We start from the raw sequence: 14,418 nt of genomic DNA, 5'->3' as shown, positions 1-14,418 counted from the left end.
CGAGTTCATGAACGCTGTCGCTACCCCCATCGGTGCCTTGTCCGCCACCACTGGCGCGCTCGCGCTCGACACCTACCAGCTCACCAAGCGCTTCGGCGCGTTCACCGCGATGGACAGCGTGACGATGCATGTCGAGCCCGGCACGGTGCACGCGCTGCTCGGCGAGAACGGCGCGGGCAAGAGCACGCTGGTGAAGTGCGTCGCCGGCTTCCAGCGCGCGGAGGAGGGCAGCATCCTGATCGACGGGCGCGAGCAGGACATCGCCAACCCGATCGTCGCGCGCGCGCTCGGCATCGGCATGGTCTACCAGCACTTCACGCTGGCGCCTGGCATGACGGTGGCCGAGAACCTGCTGCTCGCTGGTGGCAAGACGCCCGCGTTGATCGACTGGAAGAAGAAGCGCGCCGAGCTGGAAGCCTTTCTCGCGACCACGCCCTTCAGCTTGGACCTCGACGTGACGCCCTCGTCCCTGGCCGCCGGCGAGAAGCAGAAGCTCGAACTGCTCAAGCAGCTGTACCTGCGCCCGCGCCTGCTCATCCTGGACGAGCCCACGTCGGTGCTCACGCCACAGGAAGCCGACGAGGTGCTGGGCCATGTGCGCGACTTCGCCAAGAGCGGCATGTGCACCGTGCTCATCATCACGCACAAGTTTCGCGAGGTGATGGCGTACGCCGACAGCGTGACTGTGCTGCGGCGCGGCAAGGCGGTGCACCATTGCCAGGTGGCGGAGACCACGCCGGCACTGCTGGCCGCGGCGATGATGGGTGGCGGCGTGCCAGTGCCTTCCGAAGGCGATGTGGCGCCGGCCGAAGCCATCACCGGCCGCGCGCTGCACACCATGAAGGCCGTGGCCGCCGATGCGCCCATCGCGTTGAACGTCGACCGCCTGCAGGCCATGGGCGACCGCGGCACGCTGGCCGTGCATGACCTGAGCCTGTCGGTGAAGGCGGGCGAGATCCTCGGCGTGGCCGGCGTGTCGGGCAACGGCCAACGCGAACTGGTCGAAGCGCTGGTCGGCCAGCGTGCGCGCCTGTCGGGCAAGGTCACCGTGATGGGCCAGCCCTACGCCGCCACCCGCAGCGAGAACCGCGAACTCAAGGTGCGCAGCCTGCCCGAAGAGCCCTTGCGCAACGCCTGCGTCGGCGACCTGAGCGTGGCCGAGAACATGGCGCTGCGTGACTTCGACCAGGTGCCGCTCGCGCGCGGCGGGCTGCTCAACTTCCCGACATGGCGCAGCCGTGCCCGCGAATGGATCGCCGAGTACGGCGTGAAGACGCAGGGCGAGGGCGCACCGATTCGCAGCCTGTCGGGCGGCAACGTGCAGCGGGCCGTGCTGGCACGCGAGCTGGCCGGAGACATCAACGTGCTGATCGCCGCCAACCCGGTGTTCGGTCTCGACTTCGCAGCCGTCGCGGAAATCCATTCGCGCATCGTGCAAGTGCGGGAGAAGGGCGGGGCGGTGCTGCTGATCAGCGAAGACCTTGACGAGCTGCTGGAGCTGTCGGACCGCATCGTCGTGATGAGCGAGGGGCGCGTGGTGTTCGAGACGCCTGCGGCGACGGCGGAACGGCATGAGTTGGGGGCGCATATGGGTGGGGGGCATCATTGATGTGTTCCCTTGCTGTCTTTGGGGCGAGCGCCCGGCAGGCGGTGCGGGCCGGGCTTGGGGTGGCGCAATCGCTGCGCTCGCCGAAGAGGGATGTCCAACGATCGCGTCCACGACGCCCCGCGCAGGTCACGCATCCAAACGCTGAAAGCAAGACATGCGCATAGACCAAGCCCAACCCTTCCCCTACGACTTCGACCTGCAGAAGACCGCGCTGGTCCTCATCGACATGCAGCGCGACTTCATCGAACCCGGTGGATTCGGCGAAACCCTGGGCAATGACGTGTCGCTGCTCGAAGCCATCGTGCCGGCGACGCGGAAGGTGCTGCAGTCGTGGCGCGTGGCCGGTGGGCTGGTGGTGCACACGCGCGAGGCGCACCAGCCCGATCTGTCGGACTGCCCACCCGCCAAGCTGAACCGCGGCAGCCCGACATTGCGTATCGGCGACGAGGGCCCGATGGGCCGCATCCTCGTGAGGGGTGAACCTGGCAACCAGATCATCGACGCGCTCGCGCCCGTCGCCGGTGAGTGGGTCATCGACAAGCCCGGCAAGGGCATGTTCTATGCGACCGGTCTGCACGAGAAGCTGCAGGCGCGCGGGATCACGCACCTGCTGTTCGGCGGCGTGACGACCGAGGTGTGCGTGCAGACCAGCATGCGTGAGGCCAACGACCGCGGCTACGACGGCCTGCTGCTCGAGGACTGTACCGAGAGCTACTTCCCCGCCTTCAAGGCGGCCGCCATCGAGATGATCCGCGCGCAGGGCGCCATCGTCGGATGGACGGCGCCGAGCGCGCAGTTGCTGGCCGCGCTCAAGGGCTAACATCGACCCCGTGTCCGCCCTCGCTCCCACCTCGACCCCCGAACCCGACGCCGCCGTGTTCCGCACGCGCGCCGACGAGGTCTACGCGCAGCTCAAGCGCGACATCTCCGAATTCAAACTCGTCCCCGGCGACCGTTTCACCGAGAACGAAATCAGCGAGCGCCTCGGCGTGTCGCGCACGCCGGTGCGGCAGGCGTTGTTCCGGCTGCAGCAGGAAGGTTTCGTCGAAGTGCTGTTCCGCAGCGGCTGGCGCGTGCTGCCCTTCGACTTCGACCAGTTCGAGCAGTTCTACGACCTGCGCATGATCCTGGAGACGACGGCCGTGCACCGCCTGTGCGAAACCGATCGCCACGTTGACCGCGGCATGCTCGGCGCGCTCGCCGGCATCTGGCTCGTGCCGGCCGCGCAGCGCAGCAGTGACACCGTGCAGGTCGGCCTGTGGGACGAGGACTTTCACTGCGCGCTGGTGGCCGCGGCCGGCAATGCCGAGATGGCTCGCGTGCACCGCGACGTGACCGATCGCATCCGCATCATCCGCCGGCTCGACTTCACCAAGCAGCCGCGCATCGACGCCACCTACGACGAGCACGCGAAGATCCTCAAGGCCGTGCGCGCCAACCGCGGCGACCAGGCTGCGATGCTGCTGCGTGCGCACATCGAGACCAGCCAGGCTGAGGTGCGCAAGATCACGCTGCACCAGGTGCACCTCGCGCGTCGTAGCGGACAAAGCAGCAGCCGGTAAGCGCAGCCGGCAATCACCCACGGGAACGTGCGGGCTTCCCGGGGGTGTCACAGAGTGTTTTTCTAATGAGCGACGGCGCCCCGCAACGACGCGGAGCCCGCCGGCTAGCGATGGGCCACATGCCTGCGTCGTGCCGGTGATCCCTCATCCTCGAAGAGATCCTCTCCATGAAAAAGACACTCGTCGCCGTTGCGGCACTGACCGCCGCAGCGGGCGCATTCGCCCAGTCCACCGTCACCCTCTTCGGCGTGCTCGATACGTCCGTCGCCCACATCTCCAGCGGCAACAGCAAGGTCACCGGCCTGGCCAGCGGCGGCGTGTCCAGCAGCCGGCTGGGCTTTCGCGGCACGGAAGACCTGGGTGGCGGTCTCGCGGCCGGCTTCTGGCTCGAAGGCGGCCTCGCCGTGGACAACGGCAACAGCAGCGGCTATGCGTTCGAGCGCCGCTCCACCGTGAGCGTCTCGAGCAACGACTTCGGCGAACTGCGCCTGGGCCGCGACAAGGCGCCCGCGTACCTGAACATCGAAACCTTCGACCCCTTCGGCGACGTCGGTGTCGGCGGCGTGAACGGTTCCAACCTCGTCGGCAGCGCCACCTCGGCCGCCGGCACGGCCGAAGGCAGCGCGCCCAAGCGCGCCAGCAACAGCATCAACTACCTGCTGCCGGCCACGCTCGGCGGCTTCTATGGCCAAGTGCAGTACGCCTTCGGCGAACAGATCAAGTCGCCGGGCGTCACCAACGACACGTTGCGCAACAGCATGGGCTTTCGCCTCGGCTACGGCGCGGGCCCGCTGAACGTGGCGCTGGGCTATGGCGAAGTGCGCGGCGGCACGACGACGACCGAGATCGACTACCGCGCGACCAACGTCGGCGCGTCGTACAACTTCGGCTTCGTCAAGCCGATGGTGCTGATCGCTTCCGAACGCGGCAACGGCCGCAGGATCGATCTGTACGAAATCGGCGCGACCGTGCCGGTGGGTGCCGGCGAGATCCGCGCGGCCTACAGCATGTACAAGCGCAAGGACATCTCGGACGCGGACTCGAACCGCTTTGCGCTGGGCTACGGCTACAACCTGTCCAAGCGCACCCAGCTCTACGCCACGGTCGCGCGCGTCGACAACGACGACCGCGCCAACCGCGGCCTCACCGTGTCGTCGTCCTCGCTGGCCAGCCCGACGATCGCGGCGGGCCGCAACGTGACGGGCTACGAGTTCGGCATTCGCCACAGCTTCTGATCGGCTGCCTTCAGCCGAGCGCCGCGAGGCGCTCGCGCAGAAATTCGGCAAACGCATAGGCGATCACCGGCAACTGGCGCCCGCGCAGGTTCGCGAGCACCAGTTCGCCGCGGGGGAAGCCGCGGTCCTCGATCTCGCGCGCGACGATGTTTGGGTCGTTCAGCGCGGTGCCGACCGCCATCTGGAACGAGATCGACGCCCGATCGTCCAGGCAGCCGCGCAGGAACTCGAAGCTGTTGCTCTCCACCATCGGCTGGAAGCGGATCGAGCTGCGTGCGAGAAAGCGCTCCAGCAATTGGCGCCCGCCCGTGTCGCGGTTGGGCAGCACCACCGGGTAGTCCACACAATGGCGCAGCCGCAGGCCCGGTGTGCGGGCCAGTGGATGCTTCGCGTGCATCACGGCCATCAGCTTCTGTTCGACCACGGCCATGCGGTCGAGGTCCGGCTCGGGCGCAAGGTTGAAGACGATGGCCAATTCGGTCTCGAGGCCGCGCAACGCGTCGGCCGCCTGCACGTGGTCGCCGATACGTGCCTCGAACGCCACCAGCGGATGGGTCTTGCGGAAATCGGCGATGGCCGCCGGCAGAAAGCGCGGGGCCAGCGCCTGGCTGGCCACCAGCCGCACCGTGCCGCGGCGCAGGCTTTGCAGTTCCTCGATTTCCGAGCGCACGCGGTCGAGCTCCGCGCTGCGGTCTCGGATGTAGCGCACGAACAGCTCGCCCGCCGCGGTCAGGCGCATGCCGCGCGGCAGCCGCTCGAAGATCGGCGTGCCGAGTTCTTCCTCGATGTCCTGGATGCGGCGGTTGACCGCCGAGGGCGCCACGTGCAGCCGTTCGGCCGCCTGGCGGATCGAGCCCACGCGGGCCACTTCGTCGACGTAGCGCAGCAGGCGCAGATGGTTCATGTGGAGGGATCTTGCAACGATCGTGCCGCGGGAAATGGTGCCGTTTCGGCAACGGTGATGACGCGATAAAGCGCCAAAGCAGAGCGGTCTTTGGCACGTCGGGTGCATGGCTTTCGGCATGAAAGCTCCTTCGCGCTCCCCACGCCCCAAGTTGGCGCCGACGACGCCCGACATCGCGGCATCTATCGGCCCGGCGGTGCACAACGCGTGGCAATTGCAGGGCGGCGAGGCCGACCCGCGCGTCAGTCTCGTGCGCAAGGCGCGCAAGCCGCGGCCTGTGCTCATCGCCGATGCGGCGCCGCAGCCGGTCGAGATCGACCTCGCACGCACGGCGCTGATCGTGGTCGACATGCAGAACGACTTCTGCCACCCCGAAGGCTGGTTCGCGCAGAAGGGTCTGGGCATCAGGGCGGCGCGCCAGCCGATCCCGGTGCTGCAGAAGCTGTTGCCGGCCTGGCGCCAGGCCGGCGGTGCGCTGGTGTGGCTCAACTGGGGCATCCGTGCGGACCGGGCGAACCTCTCGCCGACCATCCATTTCAAGGGCAAGCGCTCGGCCGACGGCGTGGGTTATGCCGAGGCCTCGCCGATCGACCATGGCCCGTCGTTGGTGCAGGGCAGCTGGGGTGCGCAGGTGATTGACGAGCTCGCCGTCGCGCCCGGCGACCTCACGGTCCACAAGCACCGGCTCTCGGGCTTCTGGGACAACGAGCTCGACAGCGTGCTGCGCAACCAGGGCATCACCACGCTGCTCTTCGCTGGCATCAACACCGACCGCTGCGTGTTCTCGACGCTGCAGGACGGTGCCTTTCTCGGCTACGACTGCGTGCTGCTGCGAGACGCCTGCAGCACGCCGTCGCCCGCCTACGTCAGCAAGGGCGTGCTCTACATCGTGCAGTTGCTGCACGGCTTCGTGGCCAGCGCTGCGTCGCTGATGCGCGCGCTGCCTTCGTCCCGTTCCTCTTCATCCCAACCCCAGGAGTCCTGACCCATGAAATTCTTTTCCTCCCCGCTGCTGTCCGCCTGCGGTCTCGCGCTGGCGCTGGCTACCACGACGGCGTCGGCCCAGGTGCCGATCAAGATGGTGCTCAACTGGAAGTACGAAGGCGCGCAGGCCTGGTTCTTCCTCGCGCAGGACAAGGGCTACTTCAAGGAAGAAGGCCTCGACGTCACGATCGACCAGGGCGAAGGCTCGGCCGCCTCCATCCCCAAGGTCGCGGCCGGTGCCTACCAGGCCGGCTTCGGCGACATGAACGCGTTGATCGACCTGGCGTCGAAGCGCCCGGCCGATGCGCCCGTGGGCGTGTACATGCTCTACAACACGCCGCCCTTCGCGCTGGTGGTGAAGAGCGACAGCCCGATCAAGACGCCAAAGGACCTCGAAGGCAAGACCATCGGCGGCCCGGCCAACGACGGCGCGCTCAAGCTGTTCCCGGCCTTCGCCAAGATCGCGAAGATCGACGCGAGCAAGGTGACCATCACCAACATGGCGCCCAACCTGCGCGAGCAGATGCTGGTGCGCGGGCAGATCGATGCCGGCTTCGGCTACGTGACCACCGTGAGCTTCGCCGCCAAGGGCATGGGCCTGGACCCGGCGAAGGACCTGCGCTTCATCCGCTATGGCGACCACGGCATGGACCTGTATTCCAACACCGTGTTCTTCGCGCGCAGCTTCGTCAAGGAGAACCCGAAGGCGGTGCAGGGCTTCGTGAAGGCGCTGAACCGCGCGGTCAAGGAAGTCATCGCGAATCCCGAGGTCGGCATGGACGCCGTCATGAAGCGCGAGCCGCTGCTCAAGCGCGAGGTCGAGAAGGAAAAGCTGCTCGCCACGCTCAAGAACGACATGAGCCACCCCGAAATCGCCCGGCTCGGCCTGGGCGATGTCGACGAGGAGCGCCTGAAAAAGAACATCGCCATCGTCGCCGACGCCAACCAGCTGCCGCGCGTGCCTGAGACCAAGGAAGTGTTCGACCGCAGCTTCATGCCCGCGCGTGCCGACCGGCCTTCCACCACCACCGCTCCCTGATTCCCAACGTCCGAACCACGAGAGACTCTCCATGGACCTGCAACTCAAAGACAAGGTGACGCTGATCACCGGCCCGGCCAAGGGCATGGGCGCCGCGATCACGCTGGCCTTCGCACGCGAAGGCGCCAGGCTGGTGCTCGCCGGGCGCGACGTCGCCGCGATCGAACCTGTGGCCGAGCAAGCCCGCGCACTCGGTGCCGAAGCCATCGTCGTGCCCTGCGACCTCACGAAGTCCGAGCAGACCGAGGCGCTCGCCGCGTCGGCGCTGAAGGCCTTCGGCCGCATCGACGTGCTGGTCAACGTGGCTGGCGGCTCCGGTCCCATCGGCAAGACCGGTTGGGAAACGACGACCGATGAGTTCAACGAGATCGTCGAACTGAACATGACCGGTTGCTTCAACACCATCCATGCGGTGCTGCCGTCGATGATCGAGCGCCGCAGCGGCAAGGTCGTGAACGTCGGCGGCACCTTCGGCCTGCGCGGCCGGGCAGGGCGAACGGCCTACTCGGCCTCGAAGTGGGGCCTGCGCGGCATCACCAAGAGCTTCGCGCTCGAAGCCGGCCCCTACAACATCAACGTGAACAACGTGGCGCCCGGCATGGTCGACGGCCCGCGCTTTCGCGAGAAGGTGTGCGCCAACATGGCCGACAAGCTGGGCATCACGCTCGAAGAGGCGATGACGCGCCACGCCGCGGACTACGCGCTCAAGCGCGTGTCGACCGACATCGACGTGGCCAACGCCTGCCTGTTCATGGCGAGCGAAGTTTCGAAGCAGATCACCGGTGTCGACCTCCCTGTCGACGGCGGCTGGGCCGCACTGTAAGGAGCGCCACATGAAAGAAGTCGACCTCGTCATCCGCGGTGCGCGCATCGTCTCGCCGGACCAGATCATCGAAGCCTCCGTGGCGATCTCTGGCGAACTGATCGTCGCCGTCGGCCACGACGACACCATGCCGCCCGCGCGCGAAGAGATGCGCGCCGACGGCTTGTACCTGCTGCCCGGTGCCATCGACAGCCACGTGCACTTCCGCGACCCGGGCTATCCGAACAAGGAAACCTGGAAGACCGGCTCGGCGGCCGCCGCGATGGGCGGCGTGACCACCGTCTTCGAGATGCCCAACACCAACCCGGCCACCGGCACCCTCGAGGCGCTGCGCATGAAGCAGAAGGCGGCGGAGGCGTCGTACTGCGACTTCGGCATCCACGGTCTCTTGGGCGACGACACCGTCGACCGGCTCGAGGAACTGCTCGACGCCGGCGTGACCAGCTTCAAGGCCTTCGTCGGCAACACCTTCGGCAACCTGCCGGCACCGACGGACGGCGCCCTGCTCGAAGGCTTCGAGAAGCTGGCGCCGCTGGGCATCCGCACGGTGGTGCATGCGGAGAACTCGTCGATCCTGTTTCGCCGCCAGAAGAAGATGCAGGACGCCGGCCGCATCGATGCGATGGCGCATCTGGCCGCACGCCCGGCCGTGGCCGAGATCGAGGCCATCGGCCGGGTGCTGACGCTGGCCGAATGGACCGGCGCGCGCGTGCACATCGCGCACCACAGCGCGGCCGATTCGCTCTTCCTGCTGCGCGAAGCCAAGCGCCGCGGCGTCGACGTGACGGCAGAAACCTGCCCGCAGTACCTGCTGCTCAACACCGACCACATGTTGAAGCTCGGCGGCGTGATGCGGCTCAACCCGCCGATCCGCGAGGCGCGCCACAACCAGCCGCTGTGGGACGCGCTGATGGACGGCACGCTCGACATGATCGCCACCGACCATGCACCGCACGCGCCGGAAGAAAAGACGCGCGAAAGCATCTGGGACTGCGACTGCGGCTTCCCCGGCGTCGAGACGCAGATGCCGTTGATGCTCACCGAGGTGAACCGCGGCCGCGCCTCGCTGATGGACTACGTGCGCTGGAGTGCGGTCGCACCGGCCAAGGCCTGGGGTATCTACGGCCCCAAGGGCGTGATTGCGCCGGGCGCGCATGCCGACATCGCCTTCGTCGACATGGAACGCGCCGGCATCCTGTCGCAGAACAAGCTGCAGAGCATCAGCAAGATATCCCCCTGGAACGGCCGCCCCGTGAAGGGCTACCCGCTGCACACGCTGCTGCGGGGCCGATTCGTGATGCGCGACGGCAAGCTGGTGACCGACGCCGTGGGTTGGGGCCGTTCGGTGAAGACCGTGCAGCAGATGCCAACGGCGAAGCCGCGCAACACCGAGCACTACAGCAGCGCCATCCTCGAGACGCCGCCCGGCGTGCCGCGCACCGCCGTGCCGGTGGGCGAGGTGGACTGGAGCGCGTCGTGAGCCAGAAGGTCGGCGTGCATGTGGTCGCGTGCCGCGGACCCGGTGACCTGAGCGGCGTGCAGGCGCTGATCGACGCGGGCGACATCGACCCGCGCCACATCGTCGCGGTGATGGGCAAGACCGAAGGCAATGGCTGCGTCAACGACCACACGCGCGACTTCGCGGCCACCGCCTGGTGCCATTTCCTCGCGCCGCACCTGGGCTGCACAGCCGAGGCCGTGCACGCACGCGTCGCGCTGGTGATGTCCGGCGGCACCGAGGGCGTGCTGTCGCCGCACTTCACGGTGTTCACGCGTGAGACGGTCGAGTCCGAAGCGATGCACGGCGAGAAGCGCCTGGTCGTCGGCATCGCCCACACGCGCGACTTCGTGCCCGAAGAAATGGGCCGCATGGCGCAGGTGGAGGCGACTGCCGCGGCGGTGCGCGACGCGATGCGTGACGCCGGCATCGCCGACGCGGCCGACGTGCATTTCGCGCAGGTGAAATGCCCGCTGCTCACCTCGGCCAAGGTCGACGACGCGCTGCAGCGCGGCGCCGAGCCGGTCACGCGCGACACCTACGAATCGATGGGTTATTCGCGCGGCGCCTCGGCGCTGGGCGTGGGCCTGGCGCTGGGCGAGATCGCGCCCGAGCGCCTGAGTGACGCGGCGGTGTTGCACGACGCCGCGCTGCATTCGGCGCGCGCATCGGTGTCGGCCGGCATCGAGCTCGAAGGCAACGTCGTCATCGTGCTGGGCGAGGCGCAAGGCAGCGCATCGGCCTTCCGCATCGGCCACACGGTGATGCGCGACGCGGTCGATGCGACGGGCGTGCGCACGCTGCTGCGCACGCACTTCGGGCTCGATGCGGAACGCGATGCCGATGCCATCGCGTCGCGCCTGGTCAACCTGCTGGCCAAGGCCGAGGCCAGCCCCGACGGCCGCGTGCGCGGCGCGCGCCACACCATGCTCAACGACTCCGACATCAACTCGACCCGCCACGCGCGCGCGGCCGTGGGCGGCGTGCTCGCGTCGGTCGTGGGGCGCACCGCGCTCTATGTGTCGGGCGGCGCCGAACACCAGGGGCCGCCGGGCGGCGGGCCGGTGGCGGCCATCGTGCGCATGCCTTCTTCCTGAGCGAACCCTTTCCGAAAGACACCATGAGCCAGAGCTTCATCCAACTGTCCGACGTGATGCTGCGCTACGGCGGCGGCACCATCGCGCTCGACCACACCACGCTGGGCATCGCCGAGGGCGACTTTGTCGCGCTGGTGGGGCCGAGCGGCTGCGGCAAGTCGACCATCCTCAAGCTGGTGGCTGGGCTGCTCAAGCCCACGTCCGGCGCGGTGATCGCGGGCGGGCGAGAGGTCGGCGCGGTCGGCACCCAGCCGTCGGGCGCGCATGCCGCGCAGGCGCCACGCCTGCGCATCGGCCTGGCCTTCCAGAACCCGACGATGCTGCCCTGGCTCACGATCCGCGAGAACGTGATGATCCCGCTGAAGATCGTCCAGCCCTTCCGCCAGGACTTCGCGAAGAAGAAAAAGGGCGAGTACCGGGACCGCGTCGACGCGCTGCTCGCGCAGGTCGGCCTCAAGGGCTTCGGCGACAAGCGGCCGTGGCAGCTGTCGGGGGGCATGCTGCAGCGCGCGTCGCTGTGCCGTGCGCTGGTGCACGAGCCCGAACTGCTGCTGCTCGACGAGCCTTTCGGCGCGCTCGACCAGTTCACGCGCGAGGAGCTGTGGGACATCATGCAATCGCTCTGGATGGCGCGCCGCCCCACGGTGCTGCTGGTGACGCACGACCTGCGCGAATCGGCCTACCTGGCCAACCGCATCTGCGTGATGAGTTCGCGCCCCGGCCGCATTCTGGAGACGCGCGACGTCGGCTTCGCCCGGCCGCGCACGCTGGAGAGCAGCTACGCGCCCGAGTTCGCGACGCTGGTGCAGCAGCTGCGCATGCGCATCGCCGAGGCCCGGCGCGACGGCGATGCCACCCCGCCTGCGTTGGCAAGGCCTTCGATCGAAGAGGTGGCGGCATGAACGCGATGTCCCCGGTCGTGCGCCAGCGCGTGCTGTCCGCCGCTGCGCTCATCGGCTTCTTCGTGCTGTGGGAAGTGGTCTGCCTCGCCTTCGGCGTGTCCGACTTGATCCTGCCGCGGCCGAGCCAGATCGCGGCCGTGCTGTTCGAGAAGATGCCGCTCCTCTGGCCGCATGCGCTGCAGACGCTGTACACCACCTTCGTCGGCTTCGCGTTCGGCGTGCTCGCCGGCATCGTGATCGGTGTCGGCATCGGCTCGTCGAAGCTGGCCTACGACGTGACCTACCCGCTGCTGGTCGGCTTCTCCAGCATCCCGAAGGTGGCGGTGGTGCCGCTCTTCGTCGTGTGGTTCGGCGCGGGCACGGTGCCGGCCATCCTCACGTCGATGGTGATCAGCATCTTCCCGGTGGTGGTGAATGTGGCCACGGGCCTCGCCAGCACCGAGCCGGAGCTGGAAGACGTGCTGCGCGTGCTCGGCGCCCGCAAGCGCGACATCCTGTGGAACGTCGGCCTGCCACGCGCCATGCCCTACCTCTTCGCTTCGCTCAAGATCGCGATCACGCTGTCCTTCGTCGGCACCGTACTGGCCGAGACGGTGGCGTCCAACAAGGGCATCGGCACCGTGATGATGATCGCCAGTGGCAATTTCGACGTACCGATGGTGTTCGCAGGGCTCTTCCTGCTGGCGGCGATGGGCGTGGTGCTGTACGGCATCTCGTCCCTCGTCGAGCAGCGCGTGACCGGCTGGTCGCAGCGCAAGACCGACCTGGCGATGGGCTGAGTGCCATCGCACCTGCCCGTACTTTTTTGCCTCGACAATCCATCCATGACCCGACTCAAGATCACCGCCGGCGGCTATGACTTCATCGCCGAAACCCACCCCGACGCGCCGCTCACCGTGGCCGCCTTCGCCAAGCTGCTGCCCTACCGCCAGAAGCTCATCCACGTGCGCTGGAGCGGCGAAGGCTGCTGGGTGCCGCTGGGCGAATTCAAGCTGGAGAACGACGGCACGCCGGTGGGCTTCGAGAACCACACCAGCCACCCGTCGGTCGGCGACATCCTGTTCTACCCCGGTGGCTACAGCGAGACGGAAATCATCCTGGCCTACGGCGCCTGCAGCTTCGCCAGCAAGATGGGCCAACTGGCCGGCAACCACTTCCTCACCATCGTCGAAGGCAAGGAGAACCTGCGCGCGCTCGGCGTGAAGGTGCTGTGGGAAGGCGCGCAGGAGGTGGTGTTCGAACTAGCCTGAGCCGGCACGCGCCTACAGCGTGAACTCGTAATCCACCGTGATCGGCGCGTGGTCGCTGAACTTCACGGTCTTGTAGATCGACTCGTGCCGCGCCAGCGCGCCCAGTGCCGGCGTGGCCAGGTGATAGTCCAACCGCCACCCCACGTTCTTCGCATAGGCCTGCCCGCGGTTGCTCCACCAGGTGTAGGCCTCGCCCGTGGTGTCGGGTTTGAGTTGGCGGTAGACGTCGATCAGGCCCGCGCCGCCGGTGCCGGCGTCGAGCAGGCGCGTCATCCAGGCGCGCTCCTCGGGCAGGAAGCCGCTGTTCTTCATGTTTCCCTTGAAGTTCTTCAGGTCGATCTCCTGGTGGGCGATGTTGATGTCGCCGCACAGGATGAACTCGCGTTCGCGCTTGAGCGCATTCAGGTGCGGGAAGAAGCCCTTGAGGAAGCGGAACTTGGCGGCTTGGCGCTCCTCGCCGGACGAGCCGCTCGGGAAGTAGCAACTGATGATCGACAGCTTGCGTGCGGGCGTGTCGAAGCGAAGTTCGAGGTAGCGGCCCTCGGCGTCGAACTCGGCGTCGCCCCATCCGACCACGACCTCGCTGGGCGCATGCTTCGTGTAGATCGCAGTACCGGCGTAGCCCTTCTTCTCCGCAAAATGGAAGTGGCCCTGGAGGCCGGCCATCTCTTCGAAGCGGCCTTCGATGTCGCTGGCCTGGACCCGGATCTCCTGCATGCAAATACAATCCGGCGCCAGTTCGGCCACCCAGTCGGCCACGCCCTTGGTGGCGGCCGAGCGCAGGCCATTGAGGTTGAGGCTGGTCAGTTTGAACAAAAGGAATTCCCGATGGCTGAGGTGAAGGGGGCGGGCGACAGGCTCGCGCTGGATTTCGTGCAGTTCGCGCTCGACGCCGGCGTGCTGCGATTCGGCGAGTTCAAGACCAAGGCCGGACGGCTCAGTCCCTACTTCTTCAATGCCGGCCTGTTCGACGACGGTGCCAAGATGTTGCGGCTGGCGGAATTCTATGCAGAGCGCCTGATCGACAGCGGCCTGGAGTTCGACATGCTCTTCGGCCCGGCCTACAAGGGCATTCCCCTGGGCGCGGTGCTGGCCGCCGAACTCGCCCGGCGCGGGCGCAACGTGCCCTTCGCCTACAACCGCAAGGAAGCCAAGGCCCACGGCGAAGGCGGCACCCTGGTCGGCGCCAGGCTGCAGGGCCGCGTGCTGATCGTCGACGACGTGATGTCGGCCGGCACGGCGGTGCGCGAATCGATCGCGACCATCCGCCAGGCCGGCGCCACGCCGCACGCGGTCGTCATCGCCCTGGACCGACAGGAGATGGCGACGGAAGACGGCGTGGATGTGGCCCACAGCGCCGTGCAATACGTGCAGAACCAGTTGGGGATGCAGGTGCTGTCGATCGCCAATCTGGACGACTTGCTAAAGTACCTGGCCGAACGCGGCGGCGGCGAACTCGACGCCCACCGCGACAAGGTGCTGGCGTACCGCCAGCGCTACGGCGCCGTCTGAAGT

15 protein-coding genes are annotated in these 14,418 nt (G+C 67.8%); 13 read left to right on the top strand and 2 right to left on the bottom strand.

The annotated features are described in order from the left end of the window. Positions 1-7: 7 nt before the first annotated feature. From ACSFA2_RS13585 to ACSFA2_RS13570, 4 genes are all read left to right on the top strand, one after another. Complete coding sequence (locus ACSFA2_RS13585; protein WP_435455831.1) at positions 8-1,609, top strand: ABC transporter ATP-binding protein; 1,602 nt, start codon at positions 8-10, stop codon at positions 1,607-1,609. Positions 1,610-1,763: 154 nt separating this feature from the next. After that, complete coding sequence (locus tag ACSFA2_RS13580) at positions 1,764-2,429, top strand: cysteine hydrolase family protein (protein WP_435455830.1); 666 nt, start codon at positions 1,764-1,766, stop codon at positions 2,427-2,429. A gap of 10 nt (positions 2,430-2,439) precedes the next feature. Continuing rightward, on the top strand, positions 2,440-3,171 hold the full coding sequence (locus ACSFA2_RS13575; protein WP_435455829.1) for a GntR family transcriptional regulator: 732 nt from the start codon (positions 2,440-2,442) through the stop codon (positions 3,169-3,171). Positions 3,172-3,338: 167 nt separating this feature from the next. Further along, positions 3,339-4,406, top strand: a complete 1,068-nt coding sequence (locus ACSFA2_RS13570) for a porin (protein ID WP_435455828.1) — start codon at positions 3,339-3,341, stop codon at positions 4,404-4,406. Positions 4,407-4,416: 10 nt separating this feature from the next. Here ACSFA2_RS13570 and ACSFA2_RS13565 read toward each other — a convergent pair whose 3' ends face one another. After that, entirely contained in the window at positions 4,417-5,310 is an 894-nt protein-coding gene (locus ACSFA2_RS13565; protein WP_435455827.1) for a LysR family transcriptional regulator, read from the bottom strand. Positions 5,311-5,428: 118 nt separating this feature from the next. Here ACSFA2_RS13565 and ACSFA2_RS13560 point away from each other — a divergent pair, with 118 nt between their 5' ends. From ACSFA2_RS13560 to ACSFA2_RS13525, 8 genes are read left to right on the top strand one after another with little or no spacing between them, the layout of a single operon-like run. Continuing rightward, entirely contained in the window at positions 5,429-6,295 is an 867-nt protein-coding gene (locus ACSFA2_RS13560; protein ID WP_435455826.1) for a cysteine hydrolase family protein, read from the top strand. Positions 6,296-6,298: 3 nt separating this feature from the next. After that, the gene (locus ACSFA2_RS13555) at positions 6,299-7,333 is read left to right on the top strand and encodes an ABC transporter substrate-binding protein (RefSeq protein WP_435455825.1); all 1,035 of its coding nucleotides are present in this window, start codon (positions 6,299-6,301) and stop codon (positions 7,331-7,333) included. A gap of 31 nt (positions 7,334-7,364) precedes the next feature. Continuing rightward, positions 7,365-8,156, top strand: coding sequence for an SDR family NAD(P)-dependent oxidoreductase (locus tag ACSFA2_RS13550; protein ID WP_435455824.1), 792 nt, complete (start codon positions 7,365-7,367; stop codon positions 8,154-8,156). A 10-nt stretch (positions 8,157-8,166) separates the two neighbouring features. Next, positions 8,167-9,636 (top strand): dihydroorotase, encoded by a 1,470-nt coding sequence (locus tag ACSFA2_RS13545; protein WP_435455823.1) that lies wholly within the window; start codon positions 8,167-8,169, stop codon positions 9,634-9,636. Next, positions 9,633-10,751 (top strand): cyanuric acid amidohydrolase, encoded by a 1,119-nt coding sequence (atzD, locus tag ACSFA2_RS13540; protein WP_435455822.1) that lies wholly within the window; start codon positions 9,633-9,635, stop codon positions 10,749-10,751. The genes ACSFA2_RS13545 and atzD overlap by 4 nt, the downstream gene beginning before the upstream one ends. A 23-nt stretch (positions 10,752-10,774) precedes the next feature. Then, complete coding sequence (locus tag ACSFA2_RS13535; protein ID WP_435455821.1) at positions 10,775-11,653, top strand: ABC transporter ATP-binding protein; 879 nt, start codon at positions 10,775-10,777, stop codon at positions 11,651-11,653. Continuing rightward, on the top strand, positions 11,650-12,432 hold the full coding sequence (locus ACSFA2_RS13530; protein ID WP_435455820.1) for an ABC transporter permease: 783 nt from the start codon (positions 11,650-11,652) through the stop codon (positions 12,430-12,432). The genes ACSFA2_RS13535 and ACSFA2_RS13530 overlap by 4 nt, the downstream gene beginning before the upstream one ends. Before the next feature lie 45 nt (positions 12,433-12,477). Beyond that, positions 12,478-12,903, top strand: coding sequence for a DUF3830 family protein (locus ACSFA2_RS13525; RefSeq protein WP_435455819.1), 426 nt, complete (start codon positions 12,478-12,480; stop codon positions 12,901-12,903). A 12-nt stretch (positions 12,904-12,915) separates the two neighbouring features. On the opposite strand, the gene ACSFA2_RS13520 is transcribed toward ACSFA2_RS13525, so the two are convergent. Beyond that, positions 12,916-13,719, bottom strand: coding sequence for an exodeoxyribonuclease III (locus ACSFA2_RS13520; RefSeq protein ID WP_435455818.1), 804 nt, complete (start codon positions 13,717-13,719; stop codon positions 12,916-12,918). A gap of 12 nt (positions 13,720-13,731) precedes the next feature. Here ACSFA2_RS13520 and pyrE point away from each other — a divergent pair, with 12 nt between their 5' ends. Continuing rightward, positions 13,732-14,415: an orotate phosphoribosyltransferase gene (gene pyrE / locus ACSFA2_RS13515; protein ID WP_435455817.1), complete on the top strand. Its 684-nt coding sequence runs from the start codon at positions 13,732-13,734 to the stop codon at positions 14,413-14,415. The last annotated feature ends 3 nt before the right edge of the window (positions 14,416-14,418 follow it).

The organism is Variovorax cryoconiti (genome assembly GCF_051216395.1).
Lineage (GTDB): Bacteria > Pseudomonadota > Gammaproteobacteria > Burkholderiales > Burkholderiaceae_C > Variovorax.
The sequence above is the reverse complement of the archived record's forward strand: the minus strand, read 5'-3'. Positions and strand labels throughout refer to the sequence as shown.